This window comes from Marinobacterium litorale DSM 23545, from assembly GCF_000428985.1.
GTDB classification, from domain to species: domain Bacteria; phylum Pseudomonadota; class Gammaproteobacteria; order Pseudomonadales; family Balneatricaceae; genus Marinobacterium_D; species Marinobacterium_D litorale.
Map to the genome: position 1 here is coordinate 168534 of NZ_AUAZ01000005.1, position 20556 is coordinate 189089.

20 protein-coding genes are annotated in these 20556 nt (G+C 56.8%); 12 read left to right on the plus strand and 8 right to left on the minus strand.

Annotated elements, in window-relative coordinates:
* The first annotated feature begins 124 nt into the window (after nucleotides 1-124).
* The 7 genes from G403_RS0106330 (at nucleotide 125) to G403_RS0106360 (ending at nucleotide 6387) form a co-directional block, all read left to right on the plus strand.
* A complete protein-coding gene (locus G403_RS0106330; protein ID WP_027853248.1) occupies nucleotides 125-712 on the plus strand; it encodes an antibiotic biosynthesis monooxygenase in 588 nt (195 codons plus the stop codon).
* A gap of 124 nt (nucleotides 713-836) precedes the next feature.
* Nucleotides 837-1781 carry a LysR substrate-binding domain-containing protein gene (locus G403_RS22420; RefSeq protein WP_036232781.1) on the plus strand — a complete coding sequence of 315 codons (945 nt, stop codon included), beginning with the start codon at nucleotides 837-839 and terminating at the stop codon, nucleotides 1779-1781.
* Nucleotides 1782-1881: 100 nt separating this feature from the next.
* Nucleotides 1882-2742 (plus strand): VOC family protein, encoded by an 861-nt coding sequence (locus tag G403_RS0106340; protein WP_027853249.1) that lies wholly within the window; start codon nucleotides 1882-1884, stop codon nucleotides 2740-2742.
* Between the two features lie 58 nt (nucleotides 2743-2800).
* Nucleotides 2801-3514 (plus strand): class II aldolase/adducin family protein, encoded by a 714-nt coding sequence (locus tag G403_RS0106345; protein WP_051298623.1) that lies wholly within the window; start codon nucleotides 2801-2803, stop codon nucleotides 3512-3514.
* The gene (locus tag G403_RS22425; protein ID WP_084403956.1) at nucleotides 3511-4086 is read left to right on the plus strand and encodes a TRAP transporter small permease; all 576 of its coding nucleotides are present in this window, start codon (nucleotides 3511-3513) and stop codon (nucleotides 4084-4086) included. The genes G403_RS0106345 and G403_RS22425 overlap by 4 nt, the downstream gene beginning before the upstream one ends.
* Nucleotides 4087-4090: 4 nt before the next feature.
* A complete protein-coding gene (locus tag G403_RS0106355; protein WP_027853251.1) occupies nucleotides 4091-5350 on the plus strand; it encodes a TRAP transporter large permease in 1260 nt (419 codons plus the stop codon).
* Between the two features lie 68 nt (nucleotides 5351-5418).
* Entirely contained in the window at nucleotides 5419-6387 is a 969-nt protein-coding gene (locus G403_RS0106360) for a TRAP transporter substrate-binding protein (protein ID WP_027853252.1), read from the plus strand.
* A gap of 72 nt (nucleotides 6388-6459) precedes the next feature.
* On the opposite strand, the gene G403_RS0106365 is transcribed toward G403_RS0106360, so the two are convergent.
* Both G403_RS0106365 and G403_RS0106370 read right to left on the minus strand, forming a co-directional pair.
* Entirely contained in the window at nucleotides 6460-7383 is a 924-nt protein-coding gene (locus G403_RS0106365) for a catechol 2,3-dioxygenase (protein ID WP_027853253.1), read from the minus strand.
* Nucleotides 7384-7399: 16 nt separating this feature from the next.
* Nucleotides 7400-7777, minus strand: coding sequence for a 2Fe-2S iron-sulfur cluster-binding protein (locus G403_RS0106370; protein ID WP_084403957.1), 378 nt, complete (start codon nucleotides 7775-7777; stop codon nucleotides 7400-7402).
* Nucleotides 7778-8115: 338 nt separating this feature from the next.
* Between G403_RS0106370 and G403_RS0106375 the strand changes: the two genes are divergently transcribed.
* A complete protein-coding gene (locus G403_RS0106375; RefSeq protein WP_027853255.1) occupies nucleotides 8116-9819 on the plus strand; it encodes a sigma-54-dependent Fis family transcriptional regulator in 1704 nt (567 codons plus the stop codon).
* Between the two features lie 85 nt (nucleotides 9820-9904).
* On the opposite strand, the gene G403_RS0106380 is transcribed toward G403_RS0106375, so the two are convergent.
* From G403_RS0106380 to G403_RS0106405, 6 genes are all read right to left on the minus strand, one after another.
* Complete coding sequence (locus tag G403_RS0106380) at nucleotides 9905-10966, minus strand: NADH:ubiquinone reductase (Na(+)-transporting) subunit F (RefSeq protein WP_027853256.1); 1062 nt, start codon at nucleotides 10964-10966, stop codon at nucleotides 9905-9907.
* Nucleotides 10967-10977: 11 nt separating this feature from the next.
* Nucleotides 10978-11340: a phenol hydroxylase subunit P4 gene (locus G403_RS0106385; RefSeq protein WP_027853257.1), complete on the minus strand. Its 363-nt coding sequence runs from the start codon at nucleotides 11338-11340 to the stop codon at nucleotides 10978-10980.
* Between the two features lie 130 nt (nucleotides 11341-11470).
* A complete protein-coding gene (locus tag G403_RS0106390) occupies nucleotides 11471-12976 on the minus strand; it encodes an aromatic/alkene/methane monooxygenase hydroxylase/oxygenase subunit alpha (protein WP_027853258.1) in 1506 nt (501 codons plus the stop codon).
* A gap of 16 nt (nucleotides 12977-12992) precedes the next feature.
* Nucleotides 12993-13262 carry an MmoB/DmpM family protein gene (locus tag G403_RS0106395; protein WP_027853259.1) on the minus strand — a complete coding sequence of 90 codons (270 nt, stop codon included), beginning with the start codon at nucleotides 13260-13262 and terminating at the stop codon, nucleotides 12993-12995.
* Between the two features lie 19 nt (nucleotides 13263-13281).
* Nucleotides 13282-14265 carry an aromatic/alkene monooxygenase hydroxylase subunit beta gene (locus G403_RS0106400; RefSeq protein ID WP_027853260.1) on the minus strand — a complete coding sequence of 328 codons (984 nt, stop codon included), beginning with the start codon at nucleotides 14263-14265 and terminating at the stop codon, nucleotides 13282-13284.
* 53 nt (nucleotides 14266-14318) lie between these two features.
* A complete protein-coding gene (locus G403_RS0106405) occupies nucleotides 14319-14621 on the minus strand; it encodes a phenol hydroxylase subunit (RefSeq protein WP_051298625.1) in 303 nt (100 codons plus the stop codon).
* A gap of 377 nt (nucleotides 14622-14998) precedes the next feature.
* Between G403_RS0106405 and G403_RS0106410 the strand changes: the two genes are divergently transcribed.
* From G403_RS0106410 to G403_RS0106425, 4 genes are all read left to right on the plus strand, one after another.
* Nucleotides 14999-16705, plus strand: coding sequence for a sigma-54-dependent Fis family transcriptional regulator (locus G403_RS0106410; RefSeq protein ID WP_027853262.1), 1707 nt, complete (start codon nucleotides 14999-15001; stop codon nucleotides 16703-16705).
* Between the two features lie 68 nt (nucleotides 16706-16773).
* Nucleotides 16774-17493: a 16S rRNA (uracil(1498)-N(3))-methyltransferase gene (locus G403_RS0106415; protein ID WP_027853263.1), complete on the plus strand. Its 720-nt coding sequence runs from the start codon at nucleotides 16774-16776 to the stop codon at nucleotides 17491-17493.
* 281 nt (nucleotides 17494-17774) lie between these two features.
* Nucleotides 17775-18800 carry a Fe(3+) ABC transporter substrate-binding protein gene (locus G403_RS0106420; protein ID WP_027853264.1) on the plus strand — a complete coding sequence of 342 codons (1026 nt, stop codon included), beginning with the start codon at nucleotides 17775-17777 and terminating at the stop codon, nucleotides 18798-18800.
* A 52-nt stretch (nucleotides 18801-18852) separates the two neighbouring features.
* Nucleotides 18853-20544, plus strand: a complete 1692-nt coding sequence (locus tag G403_RS0106425; RefSeq protein ID WP_036232783.1) for an ABC transporter permease — start codon at nucleotides 18853-18855, stop codon at nucleotides 20542-20544.
* Nucleotides 20545-20556 lie beyond the last annotated feature (12 nt).

Below are 20556 nucleotides of genomic sequence, written 5' to 3' on the forward strand. Positions count from 1 at the left end.
GGTGATGGATTTAAAACCCACCCCTTTTATTATAGTGATCAAGCAAATTTCGAAAGGCTGACCCACCAAGTGGCCGCGCCAGTTCACTTTCTCACTCTACTTCCTTCCAAAAATGGGAGCAATAATGGATAGCCAACCCCTGACCGACAACCTGCAGGATCCGGTGACCGTCGTCATCTCACGCCGGGTAATCAAAGGTAAAGAAGCTGAATTTGAGGCTTTGAGTTCGCAGATGACCGAACGTGCAGCGACCTTTCCCGGCTATATGGGCGCCGACATGTTCCGTCCGGCAAGTTCGCACGACCCGGAGTACCGGATCATTTTCAAGTTCGCAAGCGCTGAAGACCTGGAGCGCTGGGAGCGCTCTGGTGACCGCACGGAAATTCTGGAAAAGATCGAATCCCTGCTCGCCAGTCCGAGCGAGCGTGAAATCACATCGGGTATCGTCACCTGGTTTACACTGCCCGGGCATAACCCGGTCAAGCCGCCGCCGCGCTCCAAGATGACACTGGTCAGCTGGCTGGCGCTCTATCCAACCGTGACACTGATCTTCTTCCTTTTCGGCGACCTCTTGGCAGAGGTTCCGCTGTTGTTACGTACACTGCTGGTCACCGGCGTTGTTATGCCCCTGATGACCTACGTGCTGATGCCCCGTTTCACGCGCTGGTTCGCTTTCTGGCTCTATCCTGGGCGGGACAGGGATATTCGCTGAACGACTGATTCACAGTTTACGCCATCAGGGAGGTGTTTTGTTCTATCGCCCTACAGACCGCCAATGCTGCTGACTGGGCTTAACGTGCTAGGATATTGACCCGTTCAGCAGGGTAGAAGTTGGAATGCAAGATTTCGCTTGGGTACGCCGCGTCAAACTACAGCAACTGCGCACTGTTATGGTCGTTGCCCGCAACCACAGCCTCGCAAGCGCGGCCAATGAACTCGGACTGAGCCAACCGGCCGTTACAAAAATCCTGCATGAGCTTGAAAGCGACCTCGGCATGGAGTTGTTTGTCCGTACCAGCCGAGGCACCCACGCGACCGAGCTGGGCAACACGCTGGCGGCCAGGGCCAGCACAGTGTTCGCTCAGTTGCAAAAAGCCGCTGAAGAGATTCACAACATTCATGAGGGATTGAGCGGCCACGTGGTCATTGGCACCCTTCTGGCCGGCGGTGCCAATATTCTGCCGCGCGCCGTCGCCCGCCTGCGGCAGCGCCGTCCAGGCGTGCGCGTTACCATTATGGAGGGCACCTACGATCATCTTATCCCACAGCTCCGTCAGGGAGCCCTCGATTTAATCGTTGGCCGTCTGCCCGCTTACCGTTACCGCGAGGGACTGGAGATCGAGTCCTTCTACCAGGAGGAGATCGCCTTTGTAGCTCGCCCCGACCATCCGGTATTCGAGCAGGCCCAGCCGTCACTGGCCGACCTGCGTCAGTGGCCCTGGATCATGCCGTTGCCAGATACCACCCTGCGTCAGATGCTGGAGTCGGTCTTCCACGAACGCAACCTGGATCTGCCTGTGATGGCCTGCGAGTCCCTGTCGGTAGTCACGAACCGACGACTGATTATCGAAACCGATTACATTGGTACCTTCCCCGCCCAGGTCGTTCAGCCCGACATCGACGCCGGGCTTTTATCACGTATTGATATGCGCCCGGCCATCTCGTTCGGACCGGTCGGTATCAGTTGGATGAAAGACAGCGCTTTCAGTCAGGCCGCCCAGGAACTGGTTACCAGTCTGCGCGATATCGCAGACAATTGGGGAGACACACTCCAGCAATAACCCAAGGTTATCGCCAATAGCTTAATATTCATTACCGGGAATGAGTCGCAGGCGCTAGAGTGACACCCAGAATAAGCCATAATAACAAGAGGGCTGGAGTATGATTCAATTACATGATGTCCGTTACGTTCGCCTGGGTACCCGCGACCTGTCCACCGCCACTGACTTTGCGACCCGCATTGTCGGCCTGGAACTGGTTCGTAGGGAGCATGATTGCGTCTATTTCCGCTCCGACAACCGCGACCACACCCTGTGCTATTTCGAAGGGGATCCGCACGATCACACCCTGGCATTCGATGTCGCCGATGCCGACCAGCTGGACAACGCGGCTGGAATGCTGGACGCCTCCGGCGTCGCGTTCCGCAGCGGTACCCCGGAAGAGTGCGAGCGTCGAAGGGTGCAGGCGTTCATCGTTTTCAAAGATCTGACCGGCAATCAGATCGAGCTGGTCTGGCGCGCACATGCCAGTGGCCGGCGTTATTTTCCCAGCCGCGATGCCGGCATTACCGGCTTCAACCACGTCGGCCTCTGCTCCACCGACCCGGCACGGGATGAAGCATTCTGGACCCAGACTTTCAACGCCCGCGTCAGTGACTGGATCGGCGCCTCACCGCTGTTGCGGATCAACCCGATACATCATCAGATCGCCCTGTTTCCAACCACTCGTTCAGGTGTCCAGCACATCAACCATCAGGTGGAATCGATCGATGACATCATGCGCTCCTGGTACTTTTTGCAGGAGCAGGGCGTTAAGGTCGTTTTCGGTCCCGGCCGCCACCCGACCTCCGGTGCCCGTTTCCTTTACTTCGAGGGACCGGAGGGGATGATCTACGAATACTCCTGTGGCGTGTCGGCCATCGAGGATGAAGCAAACCACCGACCGCGCCAGTTTCCCGCCGAGCCATCAGGTTTCTGCATGTGGGGCTCCAAGCCCGACATCGCCGAATTCAAGAGCGACTGACATCCTCGGGGACACCGGTCCCCGGCTGTTTACTCACCATTCAAAGCGAGATCTATTCATGACGACTGCCTCCAGAGTGCAGAACGGCACCCTATTGTCTGGTGCCAGGGACTGGACTGAACAGGAACTCATCGTGCGACGTGCTGCCCGCTCCCTGGGCCGCCACGGACTGGTCCATGCGTACGGCCACTGCAGCCAGCGACTGGATGACACACATTTTCTGGTCTGCGCCCCCAAGCCCATGGGTACCATTGCGCCTGGCGAATCCGGAACCGTGGTGAATATCAACGAACCCCTGCCAGCCGGCGTGCTGGGCGAGGTCCGTATCCACCGCGAGATCTATCGCCAGCGTCCGGACGTGGGCGGCATTGTGCGAAGCATGCCCCCCAAAGCGATGTCGCTGTCGGCCCTGGGCCGCACGCCGCGTATGTTGCACGGCATGGGCAGCTACTTCTCACCGGCCATCCCGCTTTGGAACGACCCTCAGCTGATCCGCTCAGACGAAGCGGCGCGGAGTATGACCGCGCTGATTGATCGCGGCAACGCTGTGGTGATGCGGGGTAACGGTGTTGTGATCGCCGCCGACTCTCTGCCGGATGCCGTAGTGCTGACCTGGTATCTGGAAGATGCGGCCCGCATCGAACTTGACTGCCTGCCCCAGACCGACAACACCCTCACGCTTACCGAAGCGGAAGCCAACGCGCGGGCAACCCGTGCCGGCCTCATCTTCGAACGCATGTGGGATTATCTGACACACGGGGACCCGGAATGAACCTGCTGCCTCGCCTGAGTACTTGGCTGGCGGGCTGGGAGATGCGTCTGGCTGGTGTGATGCTGGCCGCCATATTCGGCCTGCTGCTGTTCAACATTCTGACCCGCGCCATGGGCGCGGCGCAGTACTGGGTGGATGAAGCAGCTGTCACGGCGATGGTCTGGATGACGTTTTTTGCCGCCTCTGCCGGCCTTCACGCCCGCAGCAACATCGCCATGACGCTGTTGCAGGATGCGGTACCCGGGAAACTCCGGCATCTGATGGCGGTCTTGGTGGACCTGGTCATGCTGCTCTTTATCGCTGCGCTACTGCTGATGGTGTGGCGTTGGTTTGACCTGCCGGGTCTGATGGCGAACAGTTGGGATCTGCAGCAGTTTTCATCCCACACGTTCAACTTCATCTACGAGGAACCCACCCAGACATTAGGGATCCGCAAGGTCTGGGTTTGGCTGACTCTGCCCCTGTTTTCAGTGACCGCCCTCCTGCACTGCTTGGCTGCCCTGCAACTCAGCACAGCCAGATTGCTCGGTCGGTCTGAAACTTCACGTGCCTACGCTCACACCGGAGGTTGATACGATGGTCATCAGTGGCTTTCTTGGTTTGTTGGTGCTTGGTGTACCCGTGGCATTCGTGCTGGCGATTACGGCACTGATCTATATTCTGGCCAGCGGCAACACCGTTCTGCTCGACTCCTATCCTCAGCAGTTTTTCGGCGGACTGGAAAACTATGGCCTGCTGGCGCTGCCCCTGTTCATTCTCGTGGGTGAGTGCATGAACGAGGGCGGCATTGCACGTCGTCTGATGAGCCTCTCTCTGGCTCTGATCGGTTCGTTGCGAGGCGGTCTCGCCTATGTCAATCTGCTATCGAACATGATGATGGCATCTATTCTCGGCTCTACCGTGGCACAGATCACCATCATGACCCGCATGGCCGTCCCGGAGATGGAGCGCGCAGGCTATCCAAAAGACGCATCGGTAGCGCTAACAGCCGCCGGGGGTCTACTGGCGCCGATCATCCCCCCGTCCATGCTGTTCGTTATTTTCGGGGTCATTGCCCAGCTGTCAATCGGCGACCTGTTCATTGCCGGCATCATCCCCGGCCTGCTTCTCGGCGCCGGCTTCCTCGCCCTGCTGGCCTGGATGGGGCGACGCCACCAGTTTCCCCGTAACGCAAGCCTGACACTTGCGCAACGCTGGCACGCTATCCGTGACGGATTGGCTGCTGGGCTGGTACCGCTGATTATAGTCGGCAGCATTCTGGGTGGTCTGGCCACCCCCACCGAAGCCGCAGCGCTGGCCTGCGTCGGCGCCATTCTGATAGGCCGTTTTGTGTACCGCGAACTTTCGTTCGATGTACTCTGGCCCGCCCTCAAACGCACGGCACGCAACTCCGCCTTGGTGCTGATGCTGATCGCCGCGGCCCAGGTGTTTGGCTGGGTGATCACCTTTGAAAACCTGCCCGCAATGACTGCCACCTGGATTCAGTCCATCTCGCACTCGCCCACCGTCTTCCTGCTACTGGTCTTGGCACTACTGCTGGCCATTGGCATGGTACTGGATCCAATTCCCGCACTGATTCTGGTTGTTCCGGTACTGCTTCCGGTTGCCACCGATGTCTACGACATAAACCCGTACCACTTTGGGGTCGTCGTCTGTCTGAGCCTGGTCATGGGCTTGCTGACGCCCCCGGTGGGATCGGCCTTGTTTACCGCCTCGGCCCTGTCCGGCGTTCGGGCCGAACGTATCGCGCTCCTGTTGGCGCCCTATCTCGGAGTGATGCTGCTGGTGCTTGTGATACTGATTGTAGCGCCGGTGCTGGTCACGCTCCTGATCTGACAACACGACCTTTTAACCCATAACAACAAACCGCTAACGCGCGCAGTAATTCTGCGAAGGAGATCATCATGAAAAAAATAACCCGGTATCTCTCGACAACTCTGTTGGCACTGATGCTGCCTGTGGTAAGCCACGCCCAAACGCTGAGACTCGGTCTCATCACACCGCCCAGCCATCAGTGGACCAAATCAGCCGAATCGTTTGCCAACGAAATAAAAGAGCACACCGACGGCCGTATCCAGCTCAGCATCTACCCATCCGGACAGCTGGGTAACGAAGCGCTGATGCTGCAGCAGATGCAGCGTGGGGCGCTGGATATGGCGTTTCTCGCCGCAGGCGAAATTGCCAACCGTCGTCCCGACTTTGCAGCCCTATTTGCCCCCTATCTGGTGAACTCCGCGCAACAAGCCAGCAAACTGCTTCAGGGAGAAACCGCCACCAGCATGCTCGATGAGCTGAATTCGCTGGGACTTGTTGGCCTGGGCTACGGCATGGCCGGACTGCGGCAGATTGTCATGAGCAGCGACGTGTCATCGGTGGAGGATCTGGGCGGCCTCAAGATCCGCACCATGCCGGTTGAACCCGAACGCGATTTCTGGATCAAGCTGGGCGCAGCGCCGACGCCGCTACCGTTGCCCGAACTTTACGACGCCTTTGCCAATGGCCAGGTTGACGGCATGCAGATTGATTTCGAGGGCACCTGGAACAGCCGCTACCTGGACCAGGCCGGCACCGTCATTCACTCATCCCACATGATGCTGCCGATGGTGGCCGTAATGTCAGCTCGCAGCTGGCAGAAACTGTCCGAGGACGACCGTGCACTGTTAAAGAACGTGGTGCGCAAATATCTGGACGACATGATCCACACCTACGGCGATATCGATAAAAAGTACCTGGCCAAGATCAGGGAGAGCGACGTCAAGGTGATTGAGGTCGACCGTTCCTTCTTCGGCGATGCCATCGACCAGTGGTATCAGGAGTGGCGCGAGCGCGCACCGGTACTCGAAGCGCTGGAGAAAGAAGCAGCTTCTCTGTAATCCGAGACCGAAACAGAAAAACCCGCTGCGGTGCCCCGCAGCGGGTTTCTTATCGACGTCTCTGGCCACCAATCAGGTCAGGACCGTCAGGAAGCGGTCGTTAAGCACACGATCATGGTAGAAGATCGCTTTGCCAAGCGTATCCGCACCCCAGGTAACCGGTTCATGGTCCGGATAGTGGTAATCACCACCGGCGAACACTTCGCTGCGGTTACCGGATGGATCGAAGAAGTAGATCGTCTTACCGTGGGTCAAACCGTGACGGGTCGGGCCGATATCGATGGAGGTATCCGTCATGGAGATCAGGTCTGCTGCGCGCAGCACATCTTCCCAGGTTTCCAGGAAGAAAGATGCATGATGAAGTTTACCCGGCTCCGGGTGTTCGATGAATGCCACGTCGTGCGCTTTCATGCTCACGGTCAGGAAGCCTGCCAGACGGGTGCCTTCGTCATCGAGTACCTGCTCGGCCAAGTCGAAGCCCAGCACCTCTCGGAACAGATCGATGGTGCCGGCGATGTTCGGACCATAAAGCAGGCAGTGGTCGAAACGGGTTGCCTTCATGCCGGTCAGGCCACGGGGCCAGGCTTCCGGGTTCTTCTGGGTCAGCCCCCATTTACCGGTCTGCTCTTTGGTGGCGAAAATTTCGAACTGGTGCCCGGTGGGCGAATCGAAACGAACCCGGCGACCGCAGCCCTTCAGCTCGCCTTCCGGAATCTCTTCCACGTTGCAGCCGTACTCGATCAGCTCCTGTTTGAGGCTGTCGACCACACCTTCATTCAGGCACTTGTAGCTGACGAAATCCATACCGGCACTGTCCGCTTCGCGCAGAACCACGGAGAATTTATCAACCTCTGTCCAGCCCTTGAGATAGACCCGGCCCTGGTCATCACGATCAACCTCGATCAGACCCAGAAGGTCACGGTAGTGGGACACTGCTTCATCCATATCGAGGACACGCAACTGGATATGCCCCGGACGCATTACACCTTTTTTCATCGTCGTTTCCTGTTATTTATTTTATGGCTGCTGATTGCAGTTTTGAGGAGGAACGTGGCTGATAGGGTTCAGCCAAAGGCAGCATTTCGGATTCGACAACCAGCTCACTGCGAGGAAAGATCCGACACGCCAGCACGATGCCTTCAGCCTCATCAGCTTCACTGACCCAGGCACGGCTCATGCGCTTGCTGTCGTACTCCCCCTTGAGGACACGAATTCGACACTTGCCACAGCCACCACCGCGGCAACCGATACCGATTCCCTGTGCACGCGCCTTTTCCATGGCGACAAGCAGATTAAGATCGGCGCGGGCCTCAAAGACGGCCTCTGAGTCCAGAATGTGAATCCGATGTGTATCCTGTGGGTATGGGGTAGCGTTGATCGGTTGTTTCATCACGAATGCCTGTTTCTTATTGTTGTGCACCAAGGCTTTTGGTTAAGTCTGGTGCCTGACAGGACATAGAGCAATGTGAGTGCCAACCTGAACAACAGGCATCTACAACATCCCTTATAACAACAACCCACTGATTTAAAAAAGAAAAAACAAATGATGCAGGTTGTAAGTGGCATTAGCTACAACTAATGGAATCATCAAATCCCGCAATTGATTAACGAAATCATCAACCCTTCCCCCCTTCTGCACGATATGATCAAGGAGTCACCACAGGGTTGGTCGAGCCCACGCAGAGGGGCCGAGCAACCAGACCATCACCCCAAAAAAAGATACTTGTGATGAATAGCAGAACCCCACTGCCCGTTCCGGCTAGCGACGATCTGCTCCATCAGATTCGTTTCGACCCTGAATCCGGCAAGATCTGGCTCAATGAGAGCCGGATGCTCCTGATACATGCCAATGTTCTGGGCGCCCTGCGCCGGGAGCTGATCGACACATTGGGCTGGCAAAGAGCCAAGGGACTGTTAATGCGCCTGGGCTACAACTCGGGCCGCAGGGATGCCGAGCTTGCCAAACGCGTCCGACCCGACCTCAGCAAACAGGATTCGTTTGTAGTCGGCCCCCAGCTGCATAAGCTGGAGGGAATCGTGAACTGCAAGCCGATCAAATTAACCTTTGATGTGGATAGCGGCGCCTATTACGGCGAATTCGACTGGCACGGCTCCTGGGAGGCGGAGCAGCACATTGCTGACTTCGGCATGAGCGATGAAGCGGTGTGCTGGACTCTGCTCGGCTACGCCAGTGGATATACCAGCTATTACATGGGACGGCAGATCCTGTTTAAGGAGACCGCCTGTGTCGCCAAGGGCGACAGCCACTGCGTCAATATCGGTCGGCCCGCCGAAGAGTGGGATGATCGAGAGGAGCTGGAGCGTTACCTGCAGCCCGACCCGATCATTAACGAGCTGGAGCTGTTGCAAAGCCAGTTCGATCAACTGCGTTCTGAATATCGCACCGGTGCTCGGGGAGAACGCGCCCAGTTTTCCGCCGTTGGGCGCTCTGCCGCTTACCGCCAAGCCTGCGCATTAGTACAGCGGGCAGCCACCAGCAAAGTCACTATTTTGCTGCAGGGGGAAACCGGTGTTGGCAAGGAAGTGCTGGCGCGCTACATCCACCACGACAGTGATCGCTCTGATAAACCCTTCGTGGCAGTGAACTGTGCCTGCATCCCACCGGAGCTGATTGAAGCAGAACTTTTTGGTGTAGAAAAAGGGGCATTTACCGGCGCAACTCAATCCAGAGAGGGTAAATTTGAACGTGCTAATGGCGGCACTATCTTTCTGGATGAAGTGGTGGAACTTTCCGCCCGCGCTCAGGCGACACTGCTGCGGGTTCTGCAGGAGGGTGAGTTCGAGCGCGTCGGCGACTCCGGCACGCGTAAGCTGGATGTCCGCGTGGTCGCGGCGACCAATGAGAACCTGGAGCAGGCGGTGAAAGAGGGAAAGTTCCGTGCCGACCTGTTCTTCCGGCTCAACGTCTTTCCAGTGCATATTCCGCCACTACGCGAGCGCCGTGAGGATATCCCCCTGCTGATTGAGCATTTTTTGGCGCGCTATCACCGGGAGTACAACAAGCGTACGCTCGGCGTTACTGACAAGGCGCTGGAAGCGCTGATGAGCTACGACTGGCCCGGCAATATCCGGGAGCTGGAAAATATGATCGAGCGCGGTGTCATTCTGACCGATAACAACCGCGCCATTGAGTTGACCAGCTTCTTCCCCTTACTCGGCGAACCAAGCCAACCGCTCAATCACCTGGACGCCCATGGCCAGATTTGTGGCAGCAAAGCAAATAGCGACAGAACAAGCTGTCTGGTCGATGAACTCTTGGATACCGGAGTGGAACTGGAAACCCTTGAGCAACTACTGATTGAACGCGCTCTGGACAGATCAGGGCAGGTCGTGTCCCATGCCGCTCGGGCCCTGGGCTTAAGCCGGCCGGCACTGGCCTATCGCATGAAAAAACATGAGGCTGCGGAATAACCCGGATGGAGTGAAGCGCAATCCGGGTGGTTCCGGTGAGATTCCCGGCATACGCCTTAAGGCTTCTGCCGGGAAAGTGTTCCGATCAGATCCGTTTAAACAGCGCCGAGCGCGGTTGATCCTCGGCACCATCGGCGGCGGTGAAGAAGCGTTCCATATGGATATCCCGCTCGAACAGGCGCCCCTGCATCAAGGCGGTGATCGCCGCATCGATCATCGGGGGCGGCCCGCACAGGTAGGCCTTGTGACCGCTGAACCGGTTGTCGAAATGGGCAATCGCGGCTTCGTGGACAAAGCCTTTAAAGCCCTCCCAATGATCCTCCTCCAACGGTTCGTTGAGTGCCGGAATGTAGTGGAAGTTGTCATACTCCCGATCCAGTCCCTCGAACAGCTCGCGGTTGTACAGCTCACTGACGTTACGTGCCCCCTGGAACAGGTAGATCTGGCGCGGGTCTTCAGCTTCCAACAGATCCAGAATCATCGACTGGGGACTGGAGAGGCCCGAGCCTCCGGCGATGAAGATCACATCCTGCTCATCGGATTTCCGCACAAAGAACTGGCCATAGGGCCCGGAGATATCCAGGGTATCGCCCACCTGCAGGGTTTCATGCAGCCAAGTGGTTCCCGCCCCGTTGGGCACCTTGCGCACATGCAGCTCCAGCGTGCGGTTATCCGAGGGCTTGTTGGCGATGGAGAAGGCACGGGTGCCCTCCACGCCGGGGATACGCAGGTTCACGTACTGACCGGCCTGAAACTCCACCTCGCGATCCAGCTCAAAACGGATCCCCTTGATGGTGGGTGACAGATCCAGAATATCGGTGACGGTACCGACGAAGTCGATCACCGGATGACCGGCGAAGTCCGGGTCCACATCGATATCCGCTTCGATGGTCAGGTCCGATTCGGGCATGGCGCAGCAGGCGAGGATCTTGCCCTCGTCGCGCTCCATATCCATCAGTGCAAAGGGTGAGGCGTTGCCCAGGTCCACATCCCCTTCCACCACCTGACATTTACAGGTAGCGCAGGTGCCGTGGCCGCAGGCGAATGGGAGCCAGACGCCCTGGCGCAGGGCCGCATCCAGGATGGTCTGCCCCTCCTCCACCTCGATCACATCCCCGGTGGGCTCTATGGTGACTTCATAACTCATAACGGCTTACCTCAGACACCTGCGCTCTTGTAGCCCTTCAGCTCGGGCGTCTGGAAGCGCAACAGGGACTTGTGACCGATGCCCTGATCCTTCAGTGAAACATCCAGTTGAGGTACGAACGGTTCACCATCAAGCAGCCAGGTTGTCGTCTCCCAGTTGATCTTGTCCCACTCGGGATGCAGAGAAAACGCCTCCGGCATCACATCGTCACGCAAGGTGCGGAACGTGGTTTCCGGCGGCAGTGGGTAGGCGAACGCGGCACAGAACATCAGGTGGTGATCCCAACCTACATAAACCACCTGGTTACCGTGAAAGTTCTCAAAACGATCTTTTACTTCACCCTTATAGTCGGGGGTAATGGCATGTACTGGCATTGTTATTATCCTCGAAACTCTTTGTGTTCCCGGCGTCCGCCTTTGGCTTCTGCCGGGCTACGGCTCGCTTGAGTAGCCCGGGTGCAGCGTACGCGGAACCCGGGAAGCTCTCCGAATAGTGCGATCCGGATCAGGCGACCCCTTTTTTCCACTCTTTCCAACGCGTCTCGTCGGGCGAGCCTTTGATATCCATATTGTCGGCGCCCAGATTCATCTGGTAGTAGTCGCGCAGAATATCCTCCACGCCCGGGCCGCCGCAGTTGCCCTGGAAGATCTGGTGTACCGGCAGCCAGGACTGAACGAACTTCTCGGGCTCGTCATCGAAGATGTCCTTACAGCCATCGGAGCAGAAGTGATAGCGCTCACCTTCGTAAACGGAGTCGCGATAGCAGGTCTGACTCGGGTCATCCATCTCGGTGAACAGCATCGGGATCTGGCAGGTGGTGCACAGCTGCGGCAGTGCCTTGGTGTAGAACCGCTCGCCTTTCGCTTCCATCTCCTTGGCCAACTCCCAGCGGGGGCGATAGTACTTGTCGAAGGTATCGGGGTACTTCTCGCTCAACCAGTCCAGCTCTTCATCGGTCGGAATCCAGGTATGGAAACCGGCGGCATGGCCGTGGGTGTAGAAGGTCCACCACGCCTGATGGGAGATATGCTCCTTCTCTTTCTCGATGACATCGGCATACTTGGGCATGCGAATGCCGTAACGCGCCAGGTCCTTGAACAGCGCGCCGCCAGCCTCCTCAAAGTAGACCTCCCAGGCCTCTTTCCAGCTCATCACTTTGTTGGGCAGCATGTAGTCCATCATCATCGCCACGATGGTGAGCAGACGGGTGCCACGCCAGAACCACTTGTCGATCCACTTCTGCACGATCGGCACGTTGTCTTCATGCTGCTCGAGCAGGAACTTGATCACTTCCAGACCCAGCGTCATATGGCGGGCTTCGTCGGACTGAGCCGAGAATCCGAAAGTGACGGTGGCCATATCGCCGTTATACGCCGCACCGGACATGAACGGCACGAACAGCAGGTTGGTCAACACGTATTCAAAGCTGAAGCCGATGGCGACCATGAACTCGAAGGGACCGGCAGCACGGGCGTCGTTGAAAAACGATTTGGGTACCGACAGATACCAGACGCGGTCGTGCATGTGTGACCAGTCCTGCAGACCGTCAAAGAACTTGTTGTAGTGACTCATGGCGTGAACCTGAGTCTGCACGTGGCGCAGCTCATCGATGGACTGCATCTGGCAGGCGACACGGGCACCGACGCCACCGAACTGGCGACCGGTATGGGCGAAGCCCTGGAACGCCTGGTATTCCAGCGGCGAAACGCCGGTCAGGAAGATCTTCAGGGCATTTACGTAGCGCGGATCCGTGATATTGAGCTGACCGTTGTTCTGGGCAAAGGCGTCAAAGATGGCGTAGAGCTTCTTCTCTTTTTCCGCCTGGTATTTCCAGTATGCATCCATGGTCAGGCGGAACGGATCTTCCCACTTGGACCAGTCAGTGATCTTGATCCCCTCGAACTCTTCGAACGGGAAGGCCTTTTTACGATCCCGATAGGAAAACTCCCAATCCAGATCGCGGGTCAGCAAACGGTATTTATCTTTAATGTTGAGTTTCTTGGCTGCCATTGGGGTCACCTTATTGTTATGAGTTCCAGGTCAGGGTGATCTGCTCGTCATCCTCATCCACGTTGCCGCCGATGGTGATCATGTTCAGATGCAGCTCCTGTACATCCCAGTCGCGGCCCATCTTCTCTTCGACGGTGGCGCGTTTTACGGCCAGAAAGTTATCCGCTTCGATGCGAATCATGGCGGGCTGGTGGATAACGGTGACATCGGGGTTATCTTCCTCGATCGCCTCGACGATATAGCGAGACTCGTCGTTATCCTGCAGAGCGATATACACTTTGGACATGGTGTCGGATTCCTTCTTGTTATTTAATGCCGGCTTTGGCCACACGCTTGTCGAGCTGATCCAGCGCAGCAGGCAGCGCGTTTTCGCCAAGCATCTCGCTGGCCAACGGCGCCAGCGCTTCGGCCGCCAGGCCACGCCACTTATCCACCCACTGAGTAATCAACGCCTTGTTCTCGTCAGACTCAGCCACGGCGGTTTTCATCACCGCATCCACCCAACGCACGTTATCCTTGCTCCACAGCTGCATGAACTCGGTCAGAATGGCGATATCCTCCCCGCCGTTTTCCGCCAGGTACTGGTCGTACTGGTTGTAAACCAGGTCGTAAACCAGCGCATCCACGACCAGGTCCTGAGCTACAAACAGTTCGAACCAGTCTTCCGTGGTCAGCATCTCTTCACAAAGCTCGCGCAGGCCCTGCCAGATATCCGCTTCCATCCACTGCTGTTTGGCTTCGGCCAGTGCGTCACCGGTATTGCCGTCGAGGATCAGGCCGATGCGTGACAGATACTGGGCGATGCCCAGGCGGTCCATGCCGTCGAACAGCAGCGCCTGGGTAATCGCGGTACCGTAGCCGTAAGCAGCTCCGTACATATTGTTCAGGTTCGCGGTGTGTTCGAGATGGCGCAGCGGTATCAGGTAACGGATAACGGCAGCGCGCGTTTCATCACTGAGGTGGCGCGACAGATTGCGTTTTTCGAAGAACGCGTAGTTGCTCTCCGCGTTCTCCTGCATCTTGGCGCGCTGCTGCACATAGGTGCCGTAGTAAAACTGGCGCGGATCCTTGAAGGCGTACCAGTCTTCCATCTTGATCGCCGTACGGCGGGTATCATTGAGCTCCAGATCCGGTTGCCACAGGGGGCGATAGTGGAAGTTGGTCTCGGACTGAAGGTCGTAGGTGGCTTCCTGGTAGCGTGTCGCCGGCTTGTCACCAAAACGGCGTTCGATGTTGGCGTAGGTGCTGCGCACCGGCTCCAGGGTCGAAGTTTTTATCTCGATAGTCATGGGTTATCCCGGTCTTATGTTGTTATCAGGATTGGGTTGGTAAATCGTTCAGATCACCAGTCGTGGTTACGAGCCATCAGGGTGTCTTCGCCGTAGCGCCACTTCTCCATTTCGGCATCGATCTCCTGCATCTGCTCTTCGCTCATGTGAACCACATGATTGGTCTGGCAGAACGACTCGAAAGCGGCGTTAGGCATCACCAGCTCAACGAACAGCGAGGGATCGCCGATCGCAAAATCGAACTCGACGAACCGGGCGCCTTCTTCGCTACGAACACGGACATACTTGGTCAGTTGATCGAAAGCCGAGCGGCTGGTGTTGTGTTTTGTTGTGATTTGCAGATCTTCACGGCTCATCGTTTTGCTCCGGTCTGGCGCTGATGAATTCCCCCGGAACAGAGCAACCGATATGCCAATAGCGGAAAAAGCCCGCTAAAAAAACGCGACCAATAAACTTAATACGTTGTTTTTTAAGGGCAAAAAATTACTTAGCCGACGTAATGGAGCACAGTTGGACACGGACACCCAGCGCCCTTCAATCCAATGAGATCTACGCAAATGATCAATCGACCCTTCGATTTTTTTCACGATTTGGTGAAATCCAGCTAACCATTCAATCCGATGGGGTACTTCACTTTGATGCCGATTTCTGACAACAATGAATAAGGAGCGACGCTTCAGATCGCTGCCGCCCACCCCTCGGGCAACACTACAAAGCCGGTATAAAAACAACGATGGCAACCAGTACAGAACTTCAGTTTCCGGGTAGCGGAGACCTGATCTCTCAAATCCGATTCGAAAGTGACGAAGGCAAAATCTGGCTGAACGAGCAGCGTATGCTGATGATTCACGCCAGTGTCATGGGACAGTTGCGCAAAGAGTTGATCGACACGCTGGGCGTCCAACGCGCCAAGGGTTTTCTGATGCGCTTTGGCTACCATTCCGGCTGGAAGGATGCCGAACTTGTCAAGAAAGTCCGACCGGATCTGTCACGTCAGGAAGCGTTTTACGTAGGCCCTCAGCTTCACGGCATCAAAGGCATGGTCAAGGTGAAGCCTGTTGAGCTAGATTTTGATGTAGATAGCGGCAAGTTCCATGGTATTTTTGACTGGATCGACTCGTATGAGAGTGAGGTCCATATCAAGGAGTTCGGTGTTTCAGAGGAACCAATCTGCTGGACGCTGATCGGTTATGCCAGTGGTTACACCACCTATTACATGGGCCAGAAAATCATCTTCAAGGAGCTTCAGTGCTCCGGGATGGGAGCATCACACTGCCGCATTGAAGGGCGTCGGGCCGAAGAGTGGGACGATCACGCCGAATTGGAGCGCTATCTGCTGCCCGATCCGATTGCCGAAGAGCTTTTTGCCCTTCGCCATGAACTGAGCGAACTGCGGGAAAACTTTGGCAGCAGTGAACATGAAGAAGACTTGTTACTCAACTCGGTCGGAAGATCCGGCGCCTTTCGCAACGTCTGCAACCTGATCCGCCGCGCATCCACCAGCCGGGTCACAGTGCTGCTCCAGGGCGAAACAGGGGTCGGCAAGGAGGTGGTCGCGCGGGGTTTACACGAAAGCTCCAACCGATCGGACAAACCTTTCGTGGCCGTCAACTGCGCTTGCATCCCACCGGAGCTGATCGAAGCGGAACTGTTTGGCGTCGAGAAAGGCGCCTACACGGGGGCCACTCAGTCACGCGAGGGAAAATTTGAACGCGCCAATCACGGCACCATTTTCCTGGATGAAGTGGTCGAACTCTCACCCCGCGCACAGGCCGCCCTGCTACGTGTGCTTCAGGAAAGTGAGTTTGAAAGAGTGGGTGATACGCGAACCCGACGTATCGATGTCCGCGTGGTTGCGGCGGCCAACGAAGACCTGGAGAGTGCGGTTAAAGAGGGCAAATTCCGTGCGGATCTGTTCTATCGGTTGAACGTCTACCCAGTTCATATTCCGCCGCTGCGCGATCGTACCGAGGATATTCCGCTGTTGATCAACCACTTCCTCGGGAAGTACCACAACCTGTATAACAAACGAACTCTGGGCGTGTCCGATATGGCGCTGAGCGCGTTGATGAGCTACAAGTGGCCCGGCAATATCCGCGAGCTGGAGAATATGATTGAGCGTGGTGTGATCCTCACCGATAACAATCACACCATCGATATGGACTCCTTCTTCCCCTCACTATCTGAGCCCAGCCATCCACTTAATGTGATCAACATGCGTGGGGAGCTTAACCGAGCGCCAGCAACAGAAACAGCGACCAATCCCCCTGCGGAGACGCCGGCCCAACTTCTTAAAGAGGGTTTCAGTCTGGAACAGCTGGAGCATCAGCTGATTCGTGAAGCGATGGAGCAGTCTGGAGGCAATATATCGGCAGCGGCCCGTTTACTGGGTATGACGCGCCCCCAGCTGGCTTATCGACTGAAAAAGATAGAAGAGTAGGCCGCTGGTGGCATTCAAAGGCTGAAGCCCTTAAAGTCGGCGCTTTCCTATAGTGATATGCAAAGGCCATGAACCTGATTCTGCTGTTTCCGGAAGACTTCACCGGCGCCGGTGAAGTGCGGCTCCATGATAGACGCCTGACCCACATTACCGAGGTACATCGAGCCGAGGTGGGGGACTGCCTAAAAGTCGGTATGATTAATGGAGCCGTTGGTCAGGGAAAAGTCATCGCCATTGATCAACAGGAAGCGGTTCTGCGCGTCAACCTGACCCGGGAGCCCCCGGCAGCCCTGCCTCTAACACTGATTATGGCGCTTCCCCGGCCAAAAATGTTCAAACGCACCCTACAGACTGCGGCGACGCTGGGCGTAAAAGAGCTATGGCTAATCAACTCCTACCGCGTCGATAAAAGCTATTGGGGCTCCCCTCTGCTGGAGCCGGCAGGATTGCAGGAACATCTGCTGCTGGGCCTTGAGCAGGCGGGCGATACCGTCCTGCCCCAGGTTCATCTGCGCAAGCGTTTCAAACCCTTTGTGGAGGATGAACTGCCACAACTGTGTGAAGGCAAAAGAGCCCTGCTGGCCCACCCCTACGATGCGCAACCCTGCCCAAAGCCGTCTGATGAGCCAACGCTGCTCGCCGTCGGTCCGGAAGGGGGATTTATTCCCTACGAAGTTGAAAAGCTGGTTGACGCTGGCCTCGCTCCCATTCATCTGGGCAGCCGCATTTTGCGGGTAGAGACCGCCATTCCCTTCCTGCTCGCCAAGCTCTTCCCAATCGGCCCTTGAGCATAATCCAACGGCCTCATAGGACCGCTTTTTGCAGGACTTCAAAGCACTCGGCTCACTGTAATCTTTACGACAAATGAGCCTGATCAAAGACAGGCTGATAAAAATGCATATCTTATATAAAAAATATGGTTATAACGGTAAAGTATAAAAACAAAATAAGAATCATACTCACTTGCATTGACACTTTAAGCAAAAGTGATAACAATTCGCATTAAGTTTTATTAAGTCCGCCTTACTTGAGGGGATTTAAATCCTTTTTGAAAACGGGGAGTTAGCCCATGTCTATGCAAAAAATGCTGGTATCCACCACCCTGATCGGCGCGACCCTGGCCGGTGCGGCTCAAGCCGAAGAGGTGAACGTCTACTCATACCGCCAGGAGTTTCTGCTCAAGCCGCTGATCGAAGCATTTACCGCCGAGACAGGTATCAAGGTCAATGTCGTCTTCGCTAAAAGCGGCCTGCTGGAACGCGTTGAACATGAAGGCCAAAACACACCCGCAGACCTGATCCTGACCGCCGATATCGGCCCGCTGCATGACGCCGTCGAACGTGATCTGGTCGCACCTATCAACAGCGAAATCATCAATCGCAACGTACCGGAGCACTACCGTGCTGAAGATAACAAGTGGATCGGCCTGACTAGCCGCGCCCGTATCATCTACGCCTCCAAGGATCGCGTAGAGCCCGGTGAGATCCAAACTTACGAAGACCTGGCTGACCCCAAGTGGGAAGGCAAAATCTGCACCCGCAGCGGGAAGCACACCTATAACCTGTCGCTGATCGGTTCCATGATCGCTCACCACGGTGAAGCGGAAACCGAGCAGTGGCTGGAAGCGGTGAAATCCAACCTGGCCCGCAAGCCTCAGGGTAACGACCGCGCACAGGTGAAAGCGATCAAGGAAGGGGTCTGCGATCTGGCTCTGGGTAACAGCTATTACTACGGTAAAATGGTCACCAACGATAAAGAACCGGAGCAGAAAGAGTGGGCAGCTTCTGCTTTCCTGGTTTTCCCGAATCAGGATGGACGCGGTGCGCACATGAATATCTCCGGCGCGGCCCTGACCAAATATGCGCCGCACCCGGAAGCCGCGGTTAAACTGGTCGAGTTCCTGACCGAGAAGCAGGCCCAGGAGCTCTATGCCGAAGCCAACTTCGAATTCCCGGTTCGTCCTAACACTCCTTGGTCTGACCTGCTCGAAGAGCATATGGGTGAATTCAAGGGTGATGAGATCAACCTGGGCAAAGTCGCCGAACAGCGCAGTGCTGCAGCGAAAATGGTCGACAAGGTCGGCTTTGACAACTGATATCTAGTAGATGCCCCGGCCCCGGTACGGGGCCCTGGGCCGGAGTTTGCCCATGAGTGCCACAGCCGATACCACACTGCGTTCCACCCGTCCGCTACCCAAACTCCGGGTATTGCTGCCGGGCTGGTACAGTATCGGCTGGGGTACCGCCCTCCTCGTAATGCTTCCTGTGCTGGCCGTTTTCTGGCTGGCTCTGTTCCCGACCGAAAACATCTGGCCTCACCTGGCCTCGACGGTATTGCCGGTCTATATCCAATCCACCCTGATCCTGCTGGTCGGTACCGGGGTGTTGTCGGTGGCGATTGGTGTGGGAACAGCCTGGCTGGTCACGCTCTGCAACTTCCCGGGACGGCGGATTTTTGAATGGGCGCTACTTCTGCCGTTCGCCATTCCCGCTTATGTGATCGCCTATATCTACACGGACCTGCTCGAATACGCAGGCCCCGTTCAGATTGCCCTGCGCGATCTGTTTGGCTGGGAAACCGCGCGGGATTACTGGTTCCCGGAGATCCGCTCCATTGGCGGCGCGATCTCGATGCTGACACTGGTGCTCTATCCCTATGTCTACCTGCTGGCGCGGGCCAGTTTCCTCGAACAGTCGATGAGCATCCGTGATGCCAGCCGTATGCTGGGCTGCACGCCCTGGCAAAGCTTTTTGCGCGTTTCACTCCCGGTGGCTCGTCCCGCCATCGCGGTGGGGCTTTCGCTGGTTTCCATGGAAACAATCAACGACTTTGGCACTGTGGATTACTTCGCGGTAAAAAGTATGTCTGCCGGCGTTTATGATGCCTGGCTCAACATGGGTAACGTGGGCGCTGCGGCACAGATATCCAGCCTGATGATGATTTTCGTCGTGCTGCTGATCACGCTTGAAAGGGCGGCCCGGGCCAAATCCCGCCAATTCACGAGCGCCGACCGTTACCGCACCATTGAACGCTACCGTCTGACACCCATGCGCGCCTGGCTTGCGTTCCTGGCCTGCGCACTTCCGGTCACCCTGGGCTTTCTGGTTCCCTTTATCTCTCTGGCCGATATGTCGATCGCCCATCTGGATCAGTTCAGTGACACCGATTTTCTGGGTTATGCTGCAAACAGCTTTAGCCTCTCGGCAACAACCGCCGTTTTGGCCACAGTGATCGCCGTGGTGCTGGCCTACAGCAAGCGCCTGCATGCGGACAAACGGTCGCTACAGTTCGCTGCGCGCCTTTCCAACCTGGGCTACGCCCTGCCCGGTGCCGTCCTGGCGATCGGTGTGATCATCCCGCTGGCCGCGTTCGATAACAGCGTGGATGCATTCATGCGCGAGCATTTTAATATCAGCACCGGCCTGCTCCTCAGCGGCACCCCCTTTGCGCTGGTATTCGCCTACTGCGTACGCTTCCTGGCCGTGTCTGGCGGTACCGTGGACTCTTCTCTGGGTAAGGTAACGCCGAATATGGATATGGCCGCACGCTCTCTGGGTGCCCATTCGCTGCGGACACTGCGTGAAGTCCATCTGCCACTGATTCGGGGCGGACTGCTGACGGCGGTACTGGTGGTATTTGTTGACTGCATGAAAGAGCTGCCCGCGACGCTGATCCTGCGCCCGTTTAACTACGATACGCTGGCCACCTTCGTTTATCAGTACGCCTCGGACGAGCGCATTGAAGCCTGCTCTCCGGCGGCACTGTTGATTGTTCTGGTGGGGATTATTCCGGTCATTCTACTGAGCCGTACCATTACCGCTACGCGCTCCAGCCGCTAGCGGCAAAACAGT